Here is a 21,329-nt window from a genome sequence, read left to right on the forward strand (position 1 = left end):
CGACCGCCCGGTCCATCGCCTCCGCGGCGAGCCGCGCCGCAGCGTCGCGCGTGGCCCGGGCCAGCCGTCCCGTGTCGATGACACCTCCGACCGCGAGGCTGCGGTCGTAGGGCACTTCGACCATCGCGATGCCGCGCACCGCCAATTGCGACGCGGCGCGTTTCGCGTCGACGGCCGCGTCGGGGGAGCCCTGCACCAGGGCCACGACGGTTGTCGGCAGCATGACCGGGTCCACGGTGTCGAGCCAGTCCAGCACCAGTCTGGTCGTACGGATGCCCTCCACCGTTGTCGGTGACACCAGGACGCGGGACTGGGCGGCGCAGATCGCGAGCCGCGCGACCTCCGCGGGCAGGCTCTCGCAGTCGACCACCGTGGCGGCGAAGTGGCGGCGCAGCGCGGCCATGGCCATCCAATACGTCTTCGGCGCCAGACGGCTGCGGGTTACCAGTCCCCTGCTCCCGGGCAGCAGTCGGCCGCCGGAGAAGGGGAGCAGGTATCGGGTGACCTCCTCCAGCGGCGTGGACGCGTCGACCGCCTCCGCGAGGTCGGCGCACGACCACTGGACCTCGGTGGCGCCGAGCCGGACGGGAAGGGTACCGAGCGCGCCGTCCGCCTCCACGGCCAGGACGGAGTCGGTGCGATAGTGCCCGAGCGTCAGCGCGAGAAGTGCGGCCACCGTGGACTTGCCCGCGCCGCCCCGCACTCCGGAGACCGCGATCTGGCGTCCGGTCGTGATGGGCTGCTGGATTCGGCGCACCACGTCGGCCAGGGATGCCGCCTCGGCGGACGGGGACGAGGCCAGGCCACGCCGCAGCAGGTGGACGGCCCGCCGCGCGCGGGGGTCGCCGCGCCGGACGGGCCCCCGCATGCTGTCGAACTCGGGGGCCGTGACGGGCACGGGCGCGGGGCTGCGGCGAGACGGCAGGACCGCGGGCTCGGCCTCCTTCGGAGGTACCGGTCGGGTCAGTGCTGCCGGAGCCGCCGAGTTCGCTCCGGACGGGAAGGCCGCTCGCGGACCCGGGGGTTCCGCGGGGCCGGACGCGGGGGGCTCCAAGGCGGCGGTGATGTCGCGGAAGACGTCCTGCTGCCAGTTGCCGGGTGCGGACATGATCGGGGCCCTCCTCATCCGAAGATCGTCAGAACGTGTCCAGAAGGCGCCCGTACACTCCGAAGGCGCCGAAACAGACGGGGATCAGGGCGATGACGCCGACGGATTCGACGGCATCGAGGACGCGGCGCAGCCGGACCCGCACGTGGTCCGGCGGACGTACGACGAACGCGGCCAGTGGCAGCAGCGTCAGGACGCACAGCGCCGCGAGCGGCCGGACCGCGGGCTCGTCCGGCTGGTCGGCCCACAACACGACGAGCCGGACCGCGAGCACGGCCCCCGCGGCCAGCATCGCGGCGACCTCGACGGCGAGCGGGTACGCCCGGGACCGGCACAGCACGACGACCGTCAGCAGCACCGCCGTCGCAACAGTCCACCGGTTCACGTCGGTCAGCGCTATCCACCCTGCGACGCCGACGCTTGCGGACATGGCCACGGTGGCGAGCGCGAGCCCGCGGTGAGTCGCGGTCAGCGCGCTGTCGACCTGGTGGCGGCTCACCGCGAAGTCGCCCGACCGGCGGTCGTCCAGGCGCGTCAGCCCGGCCGCCATCAGCGCGTACCGCGGCAGGACGCCGAGTGCCACGACGGACAGGGTGCCCACGGCCACGGCTGCCCGGTGCGGGTGGTCGGTGAGCGCGAGGCCCAGCTCCCAGCCGCCGACCAAGGCGGCGACGACACCCCCGCCGACCAAGCCTCCGCGGCCGATCGGGGTGCACACGGCCGCCAGCAAGCAGACCGCAACTGCGGTCAAACCCAGGGCGGCCAGCCGCATCCGGTCGGAGTCCGTCGTCATCGACCACGCGCCTACGGCACCCGTCGCGCCGCCGAGCAGGACCAGGACGCCGCCGAGTGGACGGTTGCCCCACCGCGCGGCGGTCGCACCCAGCGCCGCAGTACCGACGGCGACGCCGACCAGCCATCCGGCGACCTTCTCGGTGCCCAGCCAGTCGCGGGCCAAGAAGGCGGTGACCAGGGCGAGGACGATCGTGGCCGTGCCCGCCGTCCAGTCGCGGACGCCGTCGTTCCAGCGCCACTGACGGCGGTCCAGGTCGTCGGCCGCCTCGTCGGTGACGTCGTGCACCACAGGGGCCGCGGGGGTCTCGCGGCGGTGTACCAGGCGCAGAACCGCGCCGTCGGCCACGTCCGCCGACGCGAGGCTGTCGTCCGGCGCCAGCACCACGCCGCGTCCGGTGACCAGGCGGCGCAACTCCGGTGTCGGGGCGCTCGGTTCCTCAAGCATGCGGATCAGGTCGGGCAGCAGCGCGCCGACCGGCTCGCGGGACGGCAGCAGCAAATCGATGCGCCGCCGCTCGCCGACCACGGTGACTCGGCTCAGGCGGACGTCGGTGGAACGCATGGTCGTGGTCACGAGGGCACTCCAAGCGGCGAGGAAGTCCGGGTTGTCGGCGGGATGTTCGGAGGCGACTGGGGGAGTGGGAACTGCGGAACGAACTGCGGCGGCGGCGAGACAGCGCCGGTCCCAGGCGCAACTTCCCGAAGCCCATTGCCCGGTGGTGCGCTCGGGGACGGCGTCCCGTTCCGCTTGTCGGCGCGCTGGTCAGCCACGAACGACCAGCCGACACACCCCGCGCCAAGCACCATCGCGAGCGCGACTCCGCCGAACACCTTGCCCAGGCCTTCCTCATGGCTGCGCCGGATCCGCAGGGACCCGAACAGCAGCGCGTCGCGCAGCCGCCGGCGCCGTACGGCCACCGATTCCAGCAACTGACTGTCGTAGTCGCGGGCCACGCCCGCCTCCTTTCCCTCGGACCGGACGACCCACACGAAGCGGCCGCCCATTGAGGGCAATCCCTCATTCTCAAGCGGCGTCGGCCGGTATCAGGGAACCGGGTGCCAGGTCGTCACGTCGGACATACTCAGGTCGGACGAAGCCTTTCCGGATTCGGTTCCCGCGGTGTCGGGCCGGGCGGAGATCATGTTCCGTCAGAAGGGGATGAAATCGCTGTGAAGTTTGACATGGGAAACCAGACGCTCACCACGCTCGCCCGTCAGTCGCAGGGATCGAGTAACGATCTCGGGACGCTGATCCGGCAGTTGCTGATGGCCGCGGAGCCGTTGGAGGGAAAGTTCACCGGTGCCGGAAAGGCCGCCTACGACGGATTCAAGGCGCGTTCGGACGAGATCACGGGGTCTTTGAACAGCGCGTTGTCCGCAATTCTAGGAGGCCAGGCGGGAATGGATCAGGCCTTCCAGGGCGGTGAACAGGAATCCGCGGACAATGCCAACCAGTCCATGGCCGCGGCCAATTTCGACGCGGCCCGCTTCGGGGCCCGCTGAACCGACGACAGGGGATACCAGTCATGGCGGCAAATGCCGATCGGCGCGGATACGACATCGGCGCGTCGGGTGAGGCGCAGGCGAACCTGCAAGGCGTCATCACGCAGTTGGAGCAGGTGATCGCCGCACGGGACGGCCAGGTCAAGTCCGCGATGGCGGATTTCCAAGCGGACGGCGTGTCCGAGCAATACCACGCCGTCGAACAGCGCTGGACCAACGCCGCGGCCGAAGTCCAGGCCATCATCGGCCTGTTGCGCACGACCCTGGAGAACAACGACATAACGGCACAGACCGCCCTTGGGCGGGCGAAGGCGGCGGTGGACGGCATCGGCTGAACTGCCGTACCGGCACCGAACCGTTGACGGGGGAGTTCCGGAGCATTCAAGTCGGCGCCAGGCACGTCGACGGCAGCAGGTCGACAGCGCGGGCAGGGGGAGAGGGAGATGTCAGGCTGGGAGATCGACGCGATCGGCGTCCAGGGGGTGCTGAACACCACGATCGAGGCCGCCGAGGAGATCGAGCCGTGGGGCGAGGGCTACGGCGGCAACCTGGAGAGCGCCATACGGTCCGCCGGAACACTGGCGTTCGCCGGCCAAGAGGTGCCCGAAGTCGGGTTGGTGGGGGCGGCATTGGCGGAATGGGCCGGGATCACGCAAGAGGACGTCGCATACGTCGCAGCCCGCGCGGGGGCGTCGCTGCAAGGTGCCTACGACGCGACGGTCGCCTATCTCGAAGGCGACCTGGAGATGGCCGCGGAGGCCCAGGGCAAGGCCCTGGAAACCCCGGAGATCGACCTGAACCCGGACCCCGACGACGGTGCCGAGCACGGCACCGTGGACGGGGGGTGAGGCGTGGGAGAGGTCCCCGATCGCGTCGATCCCACCGGAATCCCCACGTACACCGGGTACTTGGGGCAATTGGAGCTTGACCACGCCGCGCTGACCGGGGACGCCGAGGCGTTTCGCGGCATCGGCGAATCCGTGCACACCCGGTTCCAAGGGCTGGCGTCCTGCTACAAGGCCCCCGAGGCCGAGCAATTGTTCGCCACCACCGAGACCGTCATGACCCGCGCCGACTCCTTCGCCGACGAGTTGGCTACGGTCGGCGGCACGCTGTCCGAGTATTTCGAGGCGATCCGGCCGTTGGTCACGAGGCTCAACCAACTGCGGGCGGACGCCGAGGCGTTCGTGTCGGCGATCAGCGACGACGACGAGTGGACGTACGACGAGGCCAAGGTCGCCGAGAACAACGCGTACATCGCCGACATCGCCACCGTGGTCGGGCAGTTCTGGGAGGCCGAGCGCAACGCGGCCAACAAGATCCTCGCGCTGTTCTCCTGCAAGCAGTGGACCGCGGACGACGGCAGCGGCGCCGACTCCATGTACGGGTTCAAACCCGAGGACATGGCCCAGGCCCAGGAGACGCCCTGGGGTAAGACGGTCACCGAGGACCACTACTGGGACGAATTCGGCTACCACCTCAAGAGTTTCTTCTGGGACGGCATCGTCGTCGAGGGCCTCTGGGGCACGCTGACCGGGCTCGCCACGCTCGCCAACCCGCTGGACGACGACTGCGGCGCGGCCTGGGAAGGCGTCGGGAAGCTGGCGGTCGGCCTGTGCATCCTGTGGACGCCGGGATTGCTGGCGAAGGTCACCACCATGCCGGACGGCCCGCTCAAGGACTACATGGACGAAAGCCTCGTCATCACCGGGGAGTTCGGAAAATCACTGATCGCCTGGGACGACTGGAGCGAGAACCCCGGGAAGGCCGCCGGGGTCGTCACCTTCAATGTGGTGACCGCGCTCGCCTCGTTCGGCGGCGGGACCGCGGCCGAAGGGGCCGGGCTCACCGCCCGAGCGGTTTCCACGCTCGCCAAGATCGGGGAGATCGTCGACCCGATGACCTACGTCGGCAAGGGCATCGGCGCGGGCCTGCGGGGAATCGGGAGCATCGGTGAACTCACCGTCAAGCTCACTGACTTCGACGCCTTCAAGGGCATCGAGCTGCCGAACGGCGGCTTCGTCCTCCCGGACGGCACGACCCTCGTTCCGGAGCTCCCTCCGGACGGCACCGTCAAACTGCCGGACGGCTCGCTCCTGCACCCCGACGGGACACTGGAGTTCCCCGAGGGCGCCAAGCAACCGGACGACGAGGTGCCGGCCGAGATGTCCGGGGACGACTTGCGCCCCCTGGACGAGACCTCCGAGGCAGACGACGGCGACCTCGCCGATCTCCCGGACGGCACGCCGCCCGTCCATGTCCCGGCCGACACACCGCCACTCGTGGCCGTCGGTGCGGACCAGGCGCCGTACAGCACCGGGGACAACCTCGGCGACCTGCCGCCGAGCGCGGCGTTGCCGGGCACGGGCACGCCGCGGGTCCCCGGCGGAGCCACGCCGGCCGGACCGGTCGACACCTCGCCTTTCGGACCCACTCCGCAGCCTTGGCCGCGGCCGGGAACGCAGTTCGACAGTCCCGGCGGGGGGCCGGCGGACGTTCCGAGGCCCGGAGGATGGTTCGACGGTCCGAGCGGTCACACCGATCCGCCAGGCGGGCACGACCTGCCGGACGGCCGGTTGCCGACGGCCCTCGACGGCAACGGCATACCGGATGACCCGGGGCACCTAGGCGACGACCTCCCGACCGGCGGCGGAGACGGCCCACCGCCGCCGCCGCCCACGCGCCCCACACCGCCGGGACCGGCCCTGCCGGATCCGCCGCAGATCCGCGACCTGATGGGCAAGGACCTGAGCCCCGCCCACCTGATTCCGGAGATCCAGCGCGGCGTCGACGGCACTTTCGGTTCCGGGGAGTACACCGTCAGGGTCACCACAGCCAGGTCCACCGGCAACACGGTCACATGGCGTGCCGAGATCCTCGACCGCAACGGCGCCAACATCGGGCACATGGTCAGGGACTTCCATCTCGAACGCAACGACAAGATGTTCGTGAAGCACGACACCCTGTGGCTCAAGGAGAAATTCCGCGGCAAGGGGTTCGGAACGGAGTTCAGCCTGCATTTGGAGAACTGGTACCGGAGCTCGGGCGTCCAGCGGATCGAACTGCAGACGGGATCCGTGAACGGCGGCTACACCTGGGCGAAGGCCGGGTACAACTTCGAGAACTCGGGGCAGGCCGAGGGGGTATTTCGGGACTTGAGCAGGGCGCTCAAAACGATGAATCCGCCGCCCACCCGGGTGGAGTATGACGCCGTCATGGATCTGCTGAAGCGGGCGAGAGAATCGAAGTACCAAGGGGAGGGCTGCCCCTGGCCCTCGGAAATCGCCGCGATCGACGGGGGCACGGAGTTCGGAAAGCGTTTCCTCAGCCTTCCCGGGGTTGGCTGGCGAGGGGTGAAATTCCTGTGACCGGTAGTCCGGAACCGGACATCCACCCGAAGGTCGTCGCCCGGTCCCGCGAACTCACCGCCTGGATCGACGAATTCCGCGTGCGGTACGCACTGGATTTCGACCCGACGGAGGTCGGCCCGCTCCAGCGGGCCGAGTTCGACAACGGATGCCGGGCCGTCGAGGCCAAGTATTCGGAACACGTCGCCCGACGTCCAAATCGCGTCGTTCCCGTGGTGCTCTCCATCCAAGAGGCCGTAGTCCTCCTGCTCCGCCGCTTCTCCGGTCGGCTGTCCGACTCCGCCGAAGCGGCGGCATGGCAGGCACTCGCCGAAGGCGGTCCCGCCGTGGCCGCGCCGCTGCTGACCGCCGCGATCGCCGTCCAGGATGTGCGGCTCACCACGGCGGAGACCAACCTGCTCGGCGACATCTCCGCCGATCCGGCGGGGTTCTCATCGGACGCGGAATACTCCCTGGACCAGGACGACGTCGATGTCCTGTACTACTTCGACCCGTGGTCCGAGGCGTCGCACGAGGCCGCGATCACACGCGGCGGCCTCGACAACGCGATTGCGGAGGCAGCAGCCGCTCTGCCCGACGTACGCCTGGTAGGGAGGGCGTGGCGCTCGCGTGCGCAGCACCACTCGCCGGGGACGCACACGTGGGTGTACGTCGTGGTGACCGATCCGAGGGCGGACGTGGTCGGGATTCGGTCCCGGATGGCGGGCCTCGGCGGTGCCGGCGGATTCGCATACCCGGTCGAAGTGGTTGAGGAGGAACGGGATTTGCCGTTCTATCAGGTCGCGTTGCGCGCCCGGGCGAAGCGGATCTGGCCCGAGGATCCGCATGACAGAGGGATCACGACGCGGCACTGGTTGCACTGACTGCCTTGTCCGTGAACAGGCACAGGGCCGGAGCGGCGGGACCGGCTGACACCACGACGATTGCCGGTCCCGCCTTCGTGCCGCCTGGTTGAGGACGGCCCTCCCCCGTGGGCTCGGTTCGGTCTGAGGTGCCCGGCCACCGCCTCTCCGCCGGTGGGGGTGGCCGGGCGCCGATCAGCCGAACAGGGCCCGGCGCAGCACGGCGATCTCCTCGGCTCCCTCGCGCCGCGACACCTCGGCCTGGCGGGCGAGGCGGGACGCGTGGAAGGTGCCGGGGAAGAGGTGGAGTTCGACGTTCACGCCGGCGGCGAGCAGCGCCTGGGCGTAGGCGATGCCCTCGTCGCGCAGCGGGTCGAACTGCATGACCGATATGTACGCGGGCGGCAGCCCGGACAGGTCGGTGGCCCGGGCCGGGGCCGCGTACACCGGTACGTCGTCGCCGCCGCGCCGTCCGGGGCCGAGGTACGCGTCCCAACTGATCTCGGCGTTGGGCCGGTTCCAGCCCGGGGTGTCGACGAAGGCGACCATGCTGGGCGTTTCGAGGCGGTCGTCCAGCTCCGGGATGCCGAGGTACTGGAAGCACAGCGCCGGTCCGCCGCGGTCGCGGCACAGCAGGGCGAGGGCCGCGGCCAGTCCGCCGCCCGCGCTCGCGCCGTGCAGGGCGACGCGGTGCGGGTCGATGCCGAGTTCGCCGCTCGCGGCGACGACGGCGGTCAGTGCGGCGTAGCAGTCCTCCAGACCCGCGGGGTAGGGGTTCTCGGGGGCGAGCCGGTATTCGACCGACGCGACCACCACGCCCAGTGCGCGGCACAACTCCAGGCAGCCGGGGTGGTCGAGTTCCACCGAGCCGATGACGAACCCGCCGCCGTGCACGTTGAACACCAGCGGGACCGGCCCGCGTTCGCGGTTCTGCGGGGTATACAGCCGCACCGGCACGTCGGGTGCGCCCTCCGGACCGGGAACCGTGGTGTCCAGGACGTCGACGCCGGTCGTGTCGGACTCGCCGAAGAATTCGGTGAGCATCGATTCCATGCCGCGCATCGCGACGAGGTCGGTCAGCGGGGTACCGGGCATCATCGCCACCGCGGCGGCGACCTCGGGGTCCAGGGCGTACGCCATGTGTCACCTCGACTGCTGGGAGGGAAGCCCGTCGGAGGGTTTGCCCGCCGGGGGGGGGTGGGAGCGGCCCAAGGCAGAGGGGGAGCCTTGGGCCCGATGCGATCCTCCCGCGGACCGCGTCGTGGACGCAGCCGCCATGCGTCGGCACATCGGCACGGTTGGGCCGACACGCGTTCGGTCACCCGGATCGTACGGCCGTGCCCGTTCGCCTTCGCGCGCCGGTAACCCTCTCGAATCTATGGAAAACCATCCAAAGGGCTGCCGCTGTCACGGCGAATACCGGAATCCATACGACACGTTGGAGCACCCAGACCGCATGATCGGGCGCGGTGTGCAGCCCGGGGAGGGCACCCGCGGCGCGCAGGGAGACCGTGACGGTCATCATCGCCGTCTGGTGCCACAGGAACACCGTCATCGCGGACAGGTTCGCGAGCGCGACCACCGCCCACAGCCCGGGGCGCCGCCGCATGACGCGGGCGAGCGGTTCACGGACGAGCATCGCGGCGCCGACCTGGGCGAGTCCGAAGCAGACCGCCGCGAGCGTCGGCGGGTTGAGGTTGGACACCGCGACCCCGGGCACGCCGACCATGCTCGCGGGATAGCCCGCGGTCAGGACGAGCACGACAGTTGCCACCGCGCCGCCTCCGAGCAGGCCGTACGCGGTACTCCGCCGCGCGAACGCGCCGTGCGCCCACGCGACTCCGAGGTAGTACGGCACCAGCCAGCCGACCAGAATGTTGGTCCACCCGAGCCACGACGGGCCGTCGCCCGCGAAGCGGCCCGCGTCCACGGCCGCGACGAGGCCGACGAGCAGAGCGAGTCCGTACCAGCGGGTGCGCCGCCAGAGCGCGGCGACCGCGGGGGTGAGCGCTGTGAGTGCGGCGTACACGACCAGGAACCACAAGGGGCTGAAGACCAGCTTGACCATGCTGCGCAGGGTCCCGAGGTCCAGCCCTGCCCAGGTCAGGACGCTGACCGCGGCCGCCCAGACGCCGAGCAGCACGACCGCCGGTCTGAACAGGCGGGCCAAGCGGGTGCGCAGCCAGGTGCCGTACGGGACCTTCGAGCCGCGCAGGCCGATTGCCCCGGAGTAGCCGCCGACCAGGAAGAACACCGCTAGCGTCTGCAACACCCAGCTCACCGGGGTGAGGGCGGGCTGCTCGGAGAGGGGACTGCGCACGCCCAGGCCGTCCCCGGTGTCGACGAACGCGGTCACGAGCCAGTGCCCGAGCACGACGCCGACGATGGCCATCGCGCGCAGAGCGTCGGCTGCCCGGTCGCGGTGCGGCGGGGTGACCGCGTCGACCCGACGCGTCCGTTCCGACCAACTCTCTTTGACGGCACGGCCTTTCTCAACGATGCCCGGCACGACCGACCTCCGCTTCCCGCCCGAGTGCGATCAGGGCGAGGTTCCGCAGCGCGGCGGTGCCCGGTTTGAAGTAGTCGCTGTGGCCGACCGATCCCGCGTCGAAGATGCGCGCCCCGTAGCCCCGGGACACCGGATCGGCGCCGAATCCGAACCCCAACAGGCGGGCGTGCGGGACGAGTTGGATCCAGTCGCGGGAGCCGCGTCCGGCCCAGGCCCGGGCCGAGGTGTGGAGGTCCCCGACGTCGTCGACCCCCGTCCCAGGGCTGCCGAAGAACACGATGTCGTCCACCGACGGCCCGTCCGCTGCCTTCGCGCACACAACGGACCCGTAGCTGTGGCAGAGCAGGCCGATCGGCGCGGAGGGATTCAGCGTGCGGAGCTCCGCGACCAGCCCTTCGAGGCGGCGCGCACCGCCGACGGCACGGTCGTCCGTGAGGATGGCGGTGCTCAGCGAGGCGGGGGCGGCGTATCCGAGCCACGCGACGACGGCCACCCGTACGTCGGGCGCCTCGGCCCGCATCTGCTCGGCCAACGCCGATGCCGAGCCTCCCGCGAACTTCCGCGAGTCGAAGTTCGTCACACGCCCGTCGGCTCCCGGCACCACCACCGCGATCCGATCGGCGCGGGCCAGATCCCCGAGCACCTCGACAACCCGCCCCGACCCGCGCGCGTCAAAGGCCAGGAACTGCCGCCCAGGGGCCAGCAGTTGGCCCAGCGACTCGCGCATGTCGCGGTCGTGCGCACGCCGAGCGGTGTCGTACGCCCGACCGATGTCCTCCCGCACCGCGCCGTACCGCGCGCTCAGGTCGACTCCGAACGGAACCGCGCGTGGTGCGGCGTACGGATCACCCGCCGGCGCCGCGGCCGTCGTCAGCGCGACGGCCGCCGCCGCCAAGGCCGCGGCCAACGCGGTACGAACCCGCCGACGTGCCCGCCGCATACGAATCCTCCCTGTTCAGCGTTGTGGTGACTGCTGATCAGGAAGCTATGGACCGCACTCTGTAGCCTGAATCGCCCCAAGGAGCCGTCCACCCACGTAGTACCGCGGTATGACGGGGGTGAGAAGGGACATGCCCTTCCACGCCCGACCACGGGATGGTGGAACACGCCGATACAAGTGACCTTGAAGCACGCGCAGTTCGCCTCGACACGGTGTGGCCGGTTCGGCCTCAGGGCCGACGGTCCGGGGCAGCAGGCGTGCCCGGTGGATGGCGGTGGCGAGCGCATTCCGGTTCGACGGCCGAGTTGCTGAGCCGCGCGTGCAGGCGGTCGCCCTCAGGCACTCGTCGATGCCCTGGGGCAACCGCCCGTCATGGGTGTCACACGTGAAGCTTCGTGAATGCCAGGAGCAATTCCGCGGTCCGGTCCGGGACTTCGAGGATGGGAGAGTGGCCGGTGTCGGGGATGGCGGTGATCGCCGCGTCGGGGACTGCCCGGTAGTCCTCGAAGGAGGCGGGGCTCCAGCGGCGGTCCAGGTCGCCATAGATGACGTGCAGGGGCTTTCCGAGGTGCTTCAGGCGGTCCGGGACGGGGCCTTCGGCGAGGTAAGCGGTCGACGCCTGGAGTGTTCCGGCGAAGGCGTGCAGCGGGGTCTCGCGGACCTCGTCGACCATGTGCCGGGGGAGTTCGTAGCCCTCGGTGAAGCCGGTGGCGGCGAGTTGGCGGATTTGGGCGTCGGTCGGGGGCCACTGCGCCGGGTCGATGGCGAGGGCGTCCGGCGCGGTGTAGGCGTGCAGGCCCGGGCCCGTGTTGACGAGGGCGAGGCCGCCGACGAGGTCGGGGCGGTGCTCGGTGAGGGCGGTGGCGGTGTAGCCGCCGCTGGAGTGGCCGACGGCGGTGACCCGGGTGATGCCGAGGCGGTCGAGAGCGGCGGCGACGGTGCGGCCTTGCCGCGGTACGGCGTACCCCTGCCGGTCCGCCGGCTTGGCCGAGCGCCCGTGGCCCAGCAGGTCGATGCGGATCACGTGGTGGGACGCGGTGAGCAGCGGGACCAGGAGGTCCCACGAGGTGGTCGACGCCGCCGAGCCGTGGATGAGCAGCAGGGCGGGGGCGTCGCACGGGCCGTCCTGGCAGATGTGGATGTCGCCGGCGTCCAGCGGCAGGATCGTGTGTTCGGTGGAGGGAGTCATGTGCTCAGCCTGTGCGCCGCGGGTGGGGTGTGGATTGGACAAATGTTCCCCGGGCGGAGCCGCGTAGCATCGGAGTATGCGGTCAACCGCCAGCGCACCGGATCGATCGGCGGCCTGGGAGGTCGCGCGGCCGTCGCGGCCCAGTCGGCTCGCCGGTGTCGACATGGCCGGGTTCCGCATCCCGTTCACCCCGGCGGACGGCCTGCGCATAATCCCGCATCCGGCCGTGACCCTGATCGTGGAGTTCGGTGCCGGCGCCTACGTCCTGGACGACGGCACCGGACGCCGCCGCCGGGGCAGCGCCCTCGCCGGACCGGGGCTCGGCCTCGGGGGCAACGTGCGTGCGTGGGGCGGGGACGTCTCGTGTGTGCAGGTACGCCTGTCGCCGACCGTCGCCCACGCGGTTCTCGGCATCTCCGCCGCCGATTTGGCCGGTGCTGCGGTGTTGCCGCTCGGTGACCTGTGGGGGCGGGAAGCGGCCCGCATCAGTGAGCGGTTGGACGAGGCCAAGTCGTGGGCGGAACGGTTCGCGCTGCTGGATTCCGCGCTCACGCAACGGAGCTCGGTACCCGGGCGGGTGGACCCGGAGGTCGCCTGGGCCTGGCGCCGGACGACGGCCGCCGACGGCCTCCTCCGAGTCGAGGATCTGGCGTCCGAACTCGGTTGGAGCCGCAAGCGGTTGTGGTCCCGGTTCACCGCGCAGATCGGCATGTCTCCCAAGAGCGCCGCGAAGCTGGTCCGCTTCGATCGCGCCGCGCACCGCCTGGTCGCCGGCGAGCGCGCGGCCGAAGTTGCCGCGGAGAGCGGCTACTTCGACCAGTCCCACCTGCACCGCGACGTCATGGGCTTCACCGGGGCGACCCCGGCGGCGGTCGTCGACGAGCCGTTCCTGACCGTCGACGACATCGCGTGGCCGACGACGGCGCGGCGGGTGACGGCACCGTCGGCCACGGCGCGGCGGGCGACGGCGCGGGCGGCCACGACGCGGCGTCACTCCCCGGGCCGCACGAGCCCCGTCTCGTACGCGTAGACGACCGCCTGCGCCCGGTCCCGCACGCCCAGCTTCATCAGGATGCGGCTGACATGCGTCTTCACCGTCTGCTCCGCGACGATCAGCTCCTGCGCGATCTCCGTGTTGGACCGGCCGCGCGCCACGAGCGTCAGCACCTCGGTCTCGCGGTCGGTCAGCCCCTCGACGCGCTCGCGCTGCGGGGCGCGCGGGCCGCCCAGGCGGGCGAACTCGGCGATCAGGCGGCGCGTGATGCCGGGCGAGATCAGCGCGTCCCCGGCCGCGACCACCCGTACCGCTTCGGCCAGTTCGCCCGCCGAGGCGTCCTTGAGCAGGAATCCGCTCGCGCCCGCGCGCAATGCCTCGTAGACGTAGTCGTCGAGGTCGAACGTGGTCAGCACCAGCACCTTCGTCGCGCTCGACGCCGCGGTGATCCGCCGCGTCGCCGCCAGGCCGTCGAGGACGGGCATGCGTACGTCCATCAGGACCACATCCGGCGCCAGTTCGGCCGCCCGGTGCACCGCGACCTCGCCGTTCTCCGCCGTCCCGACGACCTCGATGTCCGGCTGCGCGCCCAACAGGACGCCGAACCCCTCCCGCACCATGGCCTGGTCGTCGGCGAGCAGGACCGTGATGTTCATGCCCCCACCTCGCCGCGCCCGGCGGCCGCGTGCGTGCGACGCAGCCCCCCGATGATCCGCTCGTCGCTCATGTGTCCTCCGTGAGGGGCAGCGACGCGTGCACCGCGAAGCCGCCGTCGGGTTCGGGGGCGGCCGTGAAGGTGCCGCCGAGGGAAGTGGCGCGTTCTCGCATGCCGGGCAGCCCGTGGCCGCCGCCGGTGCCGGCGGCGTCGTCCGACGCGGGTGCGCCCGCCGGCGGGGCGTCGTTGCGTACGACAACCCGCAGTTCGTCGTCCGTCGGCGCGACCGATACGCGAACTGCCGCCCCCGGCGCGTGCTTCAGGGCGTTGCTCAGCGCCTCCTGCACGATCCGGTACGCCGCCAGGCCCACGGCGGGCGGGAGGTCGCGGTCCGGCCGGTCCACCTCCGCGGTCACGTCCGTCCCGGTGCCGCACGCGTTGTCGACCAGTTCCGCGATGCGGTCCAGGTCCGGCTGCGGGGCCGTGAGCGGTGCGGACGACTCCTCGCGCAGCACGCCCAGGATGCGCCGCAGGTCGGCCAGGCCCGCGAGGGCGTTGGCCCGGATGTCCGCGAAGCTCTTGGCCAGCACCGGATCCGGGTCCGGCACGCGGTACGGCGCCGCCTCCGCCTGGATCGCGATCACCGACATGTGGTGCGCCACGACGTCGTGCATCTCGCGTGCGATGCGCTGCCGCTCCGCCAGCACCGCCCGCTCCTCGCGGTGCATCTCCTCGCGCTGCTCCAGCTCGCGCGCGCCCGAGCGGCGCACCCGTACGTTGTACCCGGCCAGCAGCGGCACCAGCACGAGGATCGCCGCGACGAAGCCCGACTGCTGGTCGATGCCCCAGGCCGGGGCGATCGTCACCACGGCGACGCCGATGGTGATGTGCCGCTCACAGCGCACCGCGACCGTGTAGAGGATCGCCAGCAGCACGATCACGCCGCCCGCGAGGTACTGGTTGCCCTCCCAGTTCCGGTCCGCGGTCCACAGCGTCGCCAGTATGGACATGCGCCACGCACCCAGGGGGTGCCAGTGCCGCAGGATCAGCGGCACCGACAGGGCCGCCGCGGTCAGGATCAGGAAGTTGGGCGAATACTTGGGCACGTTGTCGATCAGGTACGTCGACGTGCTCGCGAGTACGATCAGCGCGGTCAGCACGTCCAGGGCGAGGCTCGCGGTCCGCGAGGACACCCGGCGGAACGGCCACCTCCGGCGCAGGCCCGGCGACCAGCCGCGCGGCTCCCACGGGTCGGCCGTACCGCGCCACAGCGCCGCCACCAGGGGGCGCAGCACGCGCCCGACCTGGGCCATGACGCTGTCTCTGATGTCCCGGACGTGCATCTGCCCCACGCTACGGGCCGCGGCCGGACCGGGCGTCACACCCGGGTACGCGACGGACCCCCTACCCGGGTAGGGGGTCCGTCACGTACCGGCGGCCGTCCGTCGGTCCGGCCGCTTGACTGTCCGCCACCGATTGGCAGAGGGGCTCGGCGGCCTGCCTGGACCCGCCGAGCCGCTCGACCGTCAGTCCCCGACCGGCGTCAGCCAGTGCGCGTACCGCTCGTCCGTCCCCGTGACCGCTGCCAGGTACGCCGCCTGGATCTTCGTCGCCACCGGCCCGACCCCGATCTCGCGGTCGTCCATCTCCCGCACCGGCACGACCTCCGACGCGGTCCCGCACAGGAACAGCTCGTCCGCCGTGTAGAGGTCGCTGCGCAGCAGGTTCTCCACGCGCGTCTCCAGGCCCAGGTCGGCCGCGAGGGTCAGCACGGTGTCCATGGTCAGGCCGCGCAGCGCCCCGGCGTACGCGGGCGGCGTGCAGAGCACCCCGTCCCGCACCGCGAAGACGTTGGCGGCGCTGCACTCGCTGACGAAGCCGTCGGCCGAGAGCAGCACGCCCTCGTCGTATCCGGCCGTGACGGCCTCGGTCTTGGCGAGGGTCGCGTTGAGGTATCCGGCGGTGGCCTTCGCCGCGGGCGGAAGCGCGTTGGGGTCGTTGCGGCGCCACGAGCAGGTCTTGAGGCGGATGCCGCGCGTCGCCGCGTCCTCGCCGAGGTACGCGCCCCACTGCCAGGCCGCGATCGACACGCTCACCGGCGAGTCGGGGCGGATCAGCGGGCCCATGTCGCCGTATCCGAGGTGGGCGAGGTGCCGCAGGTAGCAGGAGTCCAGGCCGTTCGCGCGCACGAGCTCCAGCGTCGCGGCGCGCAGCACGGAGGTGTCGTACGGGATGCGCATGCCCAGGATCCGCGCGCTCGCCGCCAGCCGCTTGAGATGGTCGTCGAGCCGGAACACAGCGGGGCCCTGCGGTGTCGGGTAGGCGCGGGTGCCCTCCAGGACGCCCGTGCCGTAGTGCAGGCCGTGCGTGAGCACATGGACCTTGGCGTCGCCCCAGGGCACGAGCCCGCCGTCCATCCAGATCCAGTCCGCCTCGGGCAGTGCCACCATCGCCTCCACGCGTCATCCGAAGTGGATCAATAAAGGCACGCCTAATGTGCCACTTATGAAGTGGCACATTAGATGTGTTCTCACTGATCCACTAGAGGGATTCCGCAGAATGGGACGCCCGGACCGCCGAACCCACGGCCGGTTCCTCCGTGCCGACCAGGTCCGCGCAGGCGAGCGGCAGTTCCACGACGACGGCCAGACCCTTGCCGGGCTCGGTCTCGACGCGTACCTCGCCCCCGTGCGCCGCGACCGCCGCGCTCACCACGGCCATCCCGAGCCCGCTGCCCGGCTTCCCTCCGCCGGCCGCGCCGGAAGTCTCCTGCGCGGCGCGGAAGAAGCGGTCGAAGATGCGGTCGGCGTCCTCGGTACGCATGCCGGGCCCGTCGTCGCGCACCGTGAGCACGGCCCGGCGGCCCCCAACGGCACCGGCCGGCGACTCCGGCGCGGCTCCGGACGCGGCAACCCCGGAAACATCAACCCCGGACACGGCCGCCCCGGATATGGCCGCCCCGGACACACCAGCCGCGGGCACCGCTGCTTCCGAGACCGACACCCACACACCCGCCGACTCCGGAGTGTGCACCCGCACGTTCGTCAGCAGATTGCCCACGATCTGCCGCAGCAGCGCCTCGTCCGCGAGCACGTCGCAGCGCTCCGCTACCTCCAGCAGCACCCGCCGGCCCGGTTGCTGCGCCCGCAGATCCGCCGCGGCCTCACGGACCACGCGCGTCAGGTCCACAGCCCGCGGCCGGAGCTGCGGCCGCTGGTCGAGCCTTGCCAGCGCCAGCAGTTCGTCCACGAGCCTCGCCATGCGCTCGGTCTCCGCGCTCATCCGGGTGAGCGCCCGCGTGCGTTCGTCCTCGTCGGCGAGCATGCCCCGCTCGTACAACTGGAGGTAGCCGCGAATCGCCGCGAGCGGGGTGCGCAGTTCGTGCGACGCGTCGGCGACGAACCGCTTGAGGTGCACCGCCGCGTGCTCGCGCGTCTCGAACGCCGACTCCACCTGCTGGAGCATCGCGTTCAGCGCGGTCCGCAGTTGCTCCACCTCGCGGAACGTCTTCTGTCGCGGGGCCACCCGCCGCGACAGGTTGGGTCGGTCCGGACCGCCCTCCGCGATGCCGGACGCCGTCTCGACCATGTCCTCCAGCGGCCGCAGCCGCCAGCGCGCCCCGAAGTAGATGAACGTGCCGAGCAGCACCACCAGCACGCCGCCGACCACGAGTTCGAGGTGCACGACCTTGAGCACCACGTCGTCGACCTCGTCGGTGGGCTGGGCGAGCACGAGGAAGTTGCCGTCGTCGAGCGCGGCGGTGACCGTCCGATAGCCCTCGCCGCCGAGTGTGATGTCGCGCGGCCCCCGGTCCGTCGCCAGGTCCTGGGACCCGCGGACCGCCGCCGCCAGGGCGCGCTGCACCGGCTCCGGCTCGCCCGAACCGAACGGGATCACCGTGCCGTTCGCGTCGACGAGGGTGAAGACGTTGCCGTGCAGGATCACCGACTGCATGCCCGCGCGCAGCAGGGCGGTGTCCTGCAACAGCATCGAGATTCCCTCGGCCGTCATCGGCGACTGCTCGATGCCGTCGCGCCCCATGTCCAGGTCGTCGTCGATGCCGGACGTCAGGTAGTGCCGGATCCCCATGACGCTGAAGCAGATCAACACGACCAGGCCCATGGTCAGGACCACCGTGCTGCTGATCGCCAGTTTCGCGACCATCGGGATGGCGTGCGGGAACGGTCGCCGCCGTTCCCCGCGCCGCCGCCTCACGCCGGAGCCACCGGGCGCAGCCCGTACCCCACCCCGCGCCGCGTCACGATGAGGGGCGGCTCGTTTGGCGCCAACGGGTCCAGCTTGCGGCGCAGATAACTGATGTACGTCTCGACCACCGTCGAGTCCGGGGCGTGCTCGTACCGCCACACCTCGCGCAGCAACTGCTCCTTCGGCACGATGCGGTCCCCGTGCCGCATCAGGTGCCGCAGCAGCGCGAACTCGGTCGGCGTCAGGTCGGCGTCCCGCCCGCCGCGCCGCGCGGTGTACGTCGCCTCGTCCAACTCCAGCCCGCCGTGCCGGAGTACGGGCGGGCGCGGGGCGGGTGGCGCGGCCGGGTCGGCGACTTGCCGGGTGCGCCGCAGCACCGCCCGGGTGCGGGCGACCAGTTCGTCCACGTTGAAGGGCTTGGTGATGTAGTCGTCACCGCCCAGCGTCAACCCCTTGACCACGTCGGCAGGTGCGTCCCGGGCGGTGAGGAACACGACGGCGACGTCCGGTCGTTCCTCGCGCAGGACCCGGCAGACCTGGCGGCCGTCGCCGTCCGGCAGCGCGATGTCCAGCAGCACCGCGTCCGGACGCACCGCGCGCGCCTGCTCCAGCGCCGACCGCACGGTGTCCGCGGTCGCCACCTCGAAGCCGTGGAACCGCAAGGTGATCGCCAGGACGTCTGCGATGCTCGGTTCGTCCTCGACGATGAGGACCGTTGCCCCCGCCTGTGCCCGACTGGTGGTCATTGACCCAGTATCGGGCGGCAGTTTGCGGAACTGCCCGGGAACGCCTGTGAGCTTCCTGTGAGTCTGCCCCCGCCCCGCGAACCGCCCCCGCCCGACGGCGGACGGTGGGCCCACGACAGGTGTACTGCGGAAGGGGAACGACATGGCGGCGTGGGCGCGGTGGTGCCTCCGGCACCGGTGGGCGGTGGTGCTGCTCTGGGTGGCCGCCCTGTTCGGCACGGTCGGGGCGAGCGTGGTGGCGGGCAGCGCGTACTCGAACGTCTTCAGCCTGCCCGGCACCGGCTCGTCGGCGGCGTACGACCGGATGAGCGAGGCCTTCCCGGACCGCTCGGGCGACGTCGACACCATCGTGTGGCAGGTCGACGAGGGCCGCTCGGTCCACGACCCCGCGGTGCGCGAACGCATGTCGGCCGCCCTCGCCGACATCTCCCGCATGCCCGATGTGGGCCGGGTGGTTGGCCCGTACGAGCCCGACGGCGCCACACAGGTCAGCGCGGACGGCCGCATCGCCTACGCCCAGGTGACGTTCATCCACCAGGTGTACGAACTCGACGCGCACAACACCGAGAAGGTCATCGACCGCGCCGAGGACGCGCGCACCGACGGGCTCAAGGTCGAACTCGGCGGCCAGGCCATCGCGTTCGCCCAGCAGCCGCCGACCGGACTGGCCGAGGTGGTCGGGTTCCTGGCCGCCGGGGTGATCCTGTTCTTCGCGTTCGGCTCGCTGTTCGCGATGCTTCTCCCGCTGCTCAACGGCGTGTTCGCGGTCGGCACCGGCTTCGCCGGGATCATGCTGCTCAGCCACGTCGTCGACATTCCCGACGTGGCGTCGCTGCTCGGCAGTCTGATCGGCCTCGGCGTCGCGATCGACTACGCGCTGTTCATCGTGACGCGGCACCGCAACGGCCTCAAGGCCGGCCTCACCCCCGAGGAGGCCGCGGTACGCGCACTCGACACCTCGGGCCGCGCGGTCCTCTTCGCGGGCGGCACCGTATGCGCGGCGCTGCTCTCGTTGTTCGCGGTGGACATCGGGTTCCTCAACGGCATCGCCATCGCCACCACGCTGATCGTCCTGCTGAGCGTGCTCGCCGCCGCGACGCTGCTGCCCGCCGTGCTCGGCTTCCTCGGGCCGCGCACCCTCAGCCGCCGCGAACGCCGGGAGCTCGCCGCGACGATCGCCGCCGGTGAGGCGCCGAAGCCGGGCGACGAGGAGGCGGGACGTCGCGCGGTGCGGTGGGCCGGCTGGATCCAACGCCGCCCGCGTCTGCTGGGCGCGGTGGCCGTCGCGGTGATGGCGGCGCTCACGATCCCGGTCTTCTCGCTGCGCCTCGGCGCCAACGACCAGGGGAACCAGCCCACTTCGCAGACCGTGCGGCAGGCCTACGATCTGCTCGCGGACGGCTTCGGTCCGGGCTTCAACGGACCGCTGCTGATGGTGGCGGAGCTCAACGGCGAGGGCGACCGGCAGGCGCTGGACACCCTGGTCGAGGACGTGCGCCGCACCCCCGGCGTGGTCCGCGCCGTCGAAATGCCGGTTCCCGCCGACCTGTCCGGGCTCGCCGCGTCGACCCGGGTGATCGAGGTCGTGCCGACGACCTCGCCGCAGGCCGAGGCCACCGACAGGCTGATCGACCGGCTCCGCGACCACACCGTTCCGGACGCCGCCGAGGGCACCACCCTGAAGGTGCACATCGGCGGGGACACCGCGGTGCAGAAGGACTTCGCGGCGGTGATCGGAGACCGCCTCCCGGCCTTCATCGCGCTGATCATCGGGCTGGGCGCGCTGCTGATGCTGGTCGCGTTCCGCAGCCTGCTGGTCCCGCTGACCTCCGCGGTGATGAACCTGCTCGCCGCGGGAGCGTCGTTCGGCCTGCTGGTGATGGTGTTCCAGTGGGGCTGGGGCATGGACCTGCTGGGCCTCGGCAAGGAGGGGCCGATCGTGTCCTTCCTGCCGGTGATCATGCTGCCGCTGCTGTTCGGGCTGTCGATGGACTACCAGGTGTTCCTGGTCAGCCGCATGCACGAGGAGTGGGTGCACACGCGCGACAACTCCCGTGCGGTGCGCACCGGCCAGGCGGCGACCGGACGCGTCATCAACTGCGCGGCGCTCATCATGATCTTCGTGTTCAGCTCGTTCGTGCTGAGCGGGGACCGCGAGGGCATGATGGCGGGGCTCGGGCTCGCTGGGGCGGTCGCGCTGGACGCCTTCCTGCTGCGCATGGTCCTGGTGCCCGCGGTCATGCACCTGTTCGGCAGTGCGAACTGGTGGCTGCCCAAGTGGCTCGACCGCCGTCTGCCGCACCTGGCCGTGGACCCGCCGGACAAGCCCGTCGAGCCGGTGCGTGTGCCGGTCGGCGCGGACCGGTGAGCGCCCTGTGCTCGGGCAGTGGGACTGGGGCTGAGCACGACTGAGCACGACTGAGCACGATTGAGGAGCATGTGCCGAGTGCCGTGACCGGGACGGCCGCCGGACC

General features: G+C 71.5%; 19 protein-coding genes. 7 read left to right on the forward strand and 12 right to left on the reverse strand.

The annotated features are described in order from the left end of the window. The 3 genes from ACRX5S_RS38375 to ACRX5S_RS38385 form a co-directional block, all read right to left on the reverse strand. Positions 1 to 1,108 (reverse strand): cellulose synthase operon protein YhjQ/BcsQ (locus ACRX5S_RS38375; RefSeq protein WP_436777897.1); only part of this gene is annotated, 1,108 nt, incomplete at its 3' end. Between the two features lie 28 nt (positions 1,109 to 1,136). Continuing rightward, positions 1,137 to 2,477, reverse strand: a complete 1,341-nt coding sequence (locus ACRX5S_RS38380) for an EsaB/YukD family protein (protein ID WP_436777898.1) — start codon at positions 2,475 to 2,477, stop codon at positions 1,137 to 1,139. Further along, positions 2,474 to 2,857, reverse strand: a complete 384-nt coding sequence (locus tag ACRX5S_RS38385) for a hypothetical protein (protein ID WP_436777899.1) — start codon at positions 2,855 to 2,857, stop codon at positions 2,474 to 2,476. The genes ACRX5S_RS38380 and ACRX5S_RS38385 overlap by 4 nt, the downstream gene beginning before the upstream one ends. Before the next feature lie 216 nt (positions 2,858 to 3,073). On the opposite strand from ACRX5S_RS38385, the gene ACRX5S_RS38390 reads away from it, so the two are divergent. The 5 genes from ACRX5S_RS38390 to ACRX5S_RS38410 all read left to right on the forward strand — a co-directional run bounded on the left by ACRX5S_RS38390 (position 3,074) and on the right by ACRX5S_RS38410 (position 7,637). Continuing rightward, on the forward strand, positions 3,074 to 3,406 hold the full coding sequence (locus tag ACRX5S_RS38390; protein WP_436777900.1) for a hypothetical protein: 333 nt from the start codon (positions 3,074 to 3,076) through the stop codon (positions 3,404 to 3,406). A 23-nt stretch (positions 3,407 to 3,429) separates the two neighbouring features. Further along, complete coding sequence (locus ACRX5S_RS38395) at positions 3,430 to 3,741, forward strand: pore-forming ESAT-6 family protein (protein ID WP_436777901.1); 312 nt, start codon at positions 3,430 to 3,432, stop codon at positions 3,739 to 3,741. Positions 3,742 to 3,849: 108 nt separating this feature from the next. Beyond that, entirely contained in the window at positions 3,850 to 4,254 is a 405-nt protein-coding gene (locus ACRX5S_RS38400; RefSeq protein ID WP_436777902.1) for a DUF6507 family protein, read from the forward strand. Between the two features lie 3 nt (positions 4,255 to 4,257). Then, the gene (locus ACRX5S_RS38405) at positions 4,258 to 6,774 is read left to right on the forward strand and encodes a hypothetical protein (protein ID WP_436777903.1); all 2,517 of its coding nucleotides are present in this window, start codon (positions 4,258 to 4,260) and stop codon (positions 6,772 to 6,774) included. Beyond that, positions 6,771 to 7,637: a hypothetical protein gene (locus ACRX5S_RS38410; protein WP_436777904.1), complete on the forward strand. Its 867-nt coding sequence runs from the start codon at positions 6,771 to 6,773 to the stop codon at positions 7,635 to 7,637. The genes ACRX5S_RS38405 and ACRX5S_RS38410 overlap by 4 nt, the downstream gene beginning before the upstream one ends. 174 nt (positions 7,638 to 7,811) lie before the next feature. On the opposite strand, the gene ACRX5S_RS38415 is transcribed toward ACRX5S_RS38410, so the two are convergent. From ACRX5S_RS38415 to ACRX5S_RS38430, 4 genes are all read right to left on the reverse strand, one after another. Continuing rightward, the gene (locus ACRX5S_RS38415) at positions 7,812 to 8,756 is read right to left on the reverse strand and encodes an alpha/beta hydrolase (protein ID WP_436777905.1); all 945 of its coding nucleotides are present in this window, start codon (positions 8,754 to 8,756) and stop codon (positions 7,812 to 7,814) included. 178 nt (positions 8,757 to 8,934) lie between these two features. After that, the gene (locus tag ACRX5S_RS38420; protein WP_436777906.1) at positions 8,935 to 10,125 is read right to left on the reverse strand and encodes an acyltransferase family protein; all 1,191 of its coding nucleotides are present in this window, start codon (positions 10,123 to 10,125) and stop codon (positions 8,935 to 8,937) included. Next, positions 10,109 to 11,065, reverse strand: a complete 957-nt coding sequence (locus ACRX5S_RS38425; RefSeq protein WP_436777907.1) for an alpha/beta hydrolase — start codon at positions 11,063 to 11,065, stop codon at positions 10,109 to 10,111. Before ACRX5S_RS38425 ends, ACRX5S_RS38420 begins: the two co-directional genes overlap by 17 nt. Before the next feature lie 379 nt (positions 11,066 to 11,444). Further along, entirely contained in the window at positions 11,445 to 12,254 is an 810-nt protein-coding gene (locus tag ACRX5S_RS38430; protein ID WP_436777908.1) for an alpha/beta fold hydrolase, read from the reverse strand. Positions 12,255 to 12,330: 76 nt separating this feature from the next. Between ACRX5S_RS38430 and ACRX5S_RS38435 the strand changes: the two genes are divergently transcribed. Beyond that, positions 12,331 to 13,284 carry a helix-turn-helix domain-containing protein gene (locus ACRX5S_RS38435; protein ID WP_436777909.1) on the forward strand — a complete coding sequence of 318 codons (954 nt, stop codon included), beginning with the start codon at positions 12,331 to 12,333 and terminating at the stop codon, positions 13,282 to 13,284. On the opposite strand, the gene ACRX5S_RS38440 is transcribed toward ACRX5S_RS38435, so the two are convergent. The 5 genes from ACRX5S_RS38440 to ACRX5S_RS38460 form a co-directional block, all read right to left on the reverse strand. Continuing rightward, a complete protein-coding gene (locus ACRX5S_RS38440; protein WP_436777910.1) occupies positions 13,245 to 13,904 on the reverse strand; it encodes a response regulator in 660 nt (219 codons plus the stop codon). The genes ACRX5S_RS38435 and ACRX5S_RS38440 overlap by 40 nt on opposite strands. A gap of 67 nt (positions 13,905 to 13,971) precedes the next feature. Then, a complete protein-coding gene (locus ACRX5S_RS38445) occupies positions 13,972 to 15,246 on the reverse strand; it encodes a sensor histidine kinase (RefSeq protein WP_436777911.1) in 1,275 nt (424 codons plus the stop codon). Positions 15,247 to 15,429: 183 nt separating this feature from the next. Beyond that, complete coding sequence (locus tag ACRX5S_RS38450) at positions 15,430 to 16,353, reverse strand: branched-chain amino acid transaminase (RefSeq protein WP_436777953.1); 924 nt, start codon at positions 16,351 to 16,353, stop codon at positions 15,430 to 15,432. A gap of 91 nt (positions 16,354 to 16,444) precedes the next feature. Then, on the reverse strand, positions 16,445 to 18,067 hold the full coding sequence (locus ACRX5S_RS38455; protein ID WP_436777912.1) for a sensor histidine kinase: 1,623 nt from the start codon (positions 18,065 to 18,067) through the stop codon (positions 16,445 to 16,447). A 47-nt stretch (positions 18,068 to 18,114) separates the two neighbouring features. Next, positions 18,115 to 18,855 carry a response regulator transcription factor gene (locus ACRX5S_RS38460; RefSeq protein WP_436777913.1) on the reverse strand — a complete coding sequence of 247 codons (741 nt, stop codon included), beginning with the start codon at positions 18,853 to 18,855 and terminating at the stop codon, positions 18,115 to 18,117. Positions 18,856 to 18,997: 142 nt separating this feature from the next. On the opposite strand from ACRX5S_RS38460, the gene ACRX5S_RS38465 reads away from it, so the two are divergent. Further along, positions 18,998 to 21,223, forward strand: coding sequence for an MMPL family transporter (locus ACRX5S_RS38465; RefSeq protein WP_436777914.1), 2,226 nt, complete (start codon positions 18,998 to 19,000; stop codon positions 21,221 to 21,223). Positions 21,224 to 21,329 lie beyond the last annotated feature (106 nt).

The sequence above is a fragment of the Yinghuangia sp. YIM S09857 genome (assembly GCF_051388915.1).
GTDB lineage: Bacteria > Actinomycetota > Actinomycetes > Streptomycetales > Streptomycetaceae > Yinghuangia.

Excerpts from the sequence above, each read along its gene's own strand:
- ACRX5S_RS38400 (WP_436777902.1), top strand. The coding sequence starts at position 3,850 with ATGTCAGGCTGGGAGATCGACGCGATCGGCGTCCAGGGGGTGCTGAAC.
- ACRX5S_RS38415 (WP_436777905.1), bottom strand. The coding sequence starts at position 8,756 with ATGGCGTACGCCCTGGACCCCGAGGTCGCCGCCGCGGTGGCGATGATG.
- ACRX5S_RS38440 (WP_436777910.1), bottom strand. The coding sequence starts at position 13,904 with ATGAACATCACGGTCCTGCTCGCCGACGACCAGGCCATGGTGCGGGAG.
- ACRX5S_RS38395 (WP_436777901.1), top strand. The coding sequence starts at position 3,430 with ATGGCGGCAAATGCCGATCGGCGCGGATACGACATCGGCGCGTCGGGT.
- ACRX5S_RS38435 (WP_436777909.1), top strand. The coding sequence starts at position 12,331 with ATGCGGTCAACCGCCAGCGCACCGGATCGATCGGCGGCCTGGGAGGTC.
- ACRX5S_RS38430 (WP_436777908.1), bottom strand. The coding sequence starts at position 12,254 with ATGACTCCCTCCACCGAACACACGATCCTGCCGCTGGACGCCGGCGAC.
- ACRX5S_RS38450 (WP_436777953.1), bottom strand. The coding sequence starts at position 16,353 with ATGGTGGCACTGCCCGAGGCGGACTGGATCTGGATGGACGGCGGGCTC.
- ACRX5S_RS38425 (WP_436777907.1), bottom strand. The coding sequence starts at position 11,065 with ATGCGGCGGGCACGTCGGCGGGTTCGTACCGCGTTGGCCGCGGCCTTG.
- ACRX5S_RS38455 (WP_436777912.1), bottom strand. The coding sequence starts at position 18,067 with ATGGTCGCGAAACTGGCGATCAGCAGCACGGTGGTCCTGACCATGGGC.
- ACRX5S_RS38460 (WP_436777913.1), bottom strand. The coding sequence starts at position 18,855 with ATGACCACCAGTCGGGCACAGGCGGGGGCAACGGTCCTCATCGTCGAG.
- ACRX5S_RS38445 (WP_436777911.1), bottom strand. The coding sequence starts at position 15,246 with ATGCACGTCCGGGACATCAGAGACAGCGTCATGGCCCAGGTCGGGCGC.
- ACRX5S_RS38465 (WP_436777914.1), top strand. The coding sequence starts at position 18,998 with ATGGCGGCGTGGGCGCGGTGGTGCCTCCGGCACCGGTGGGCGGTGGTG.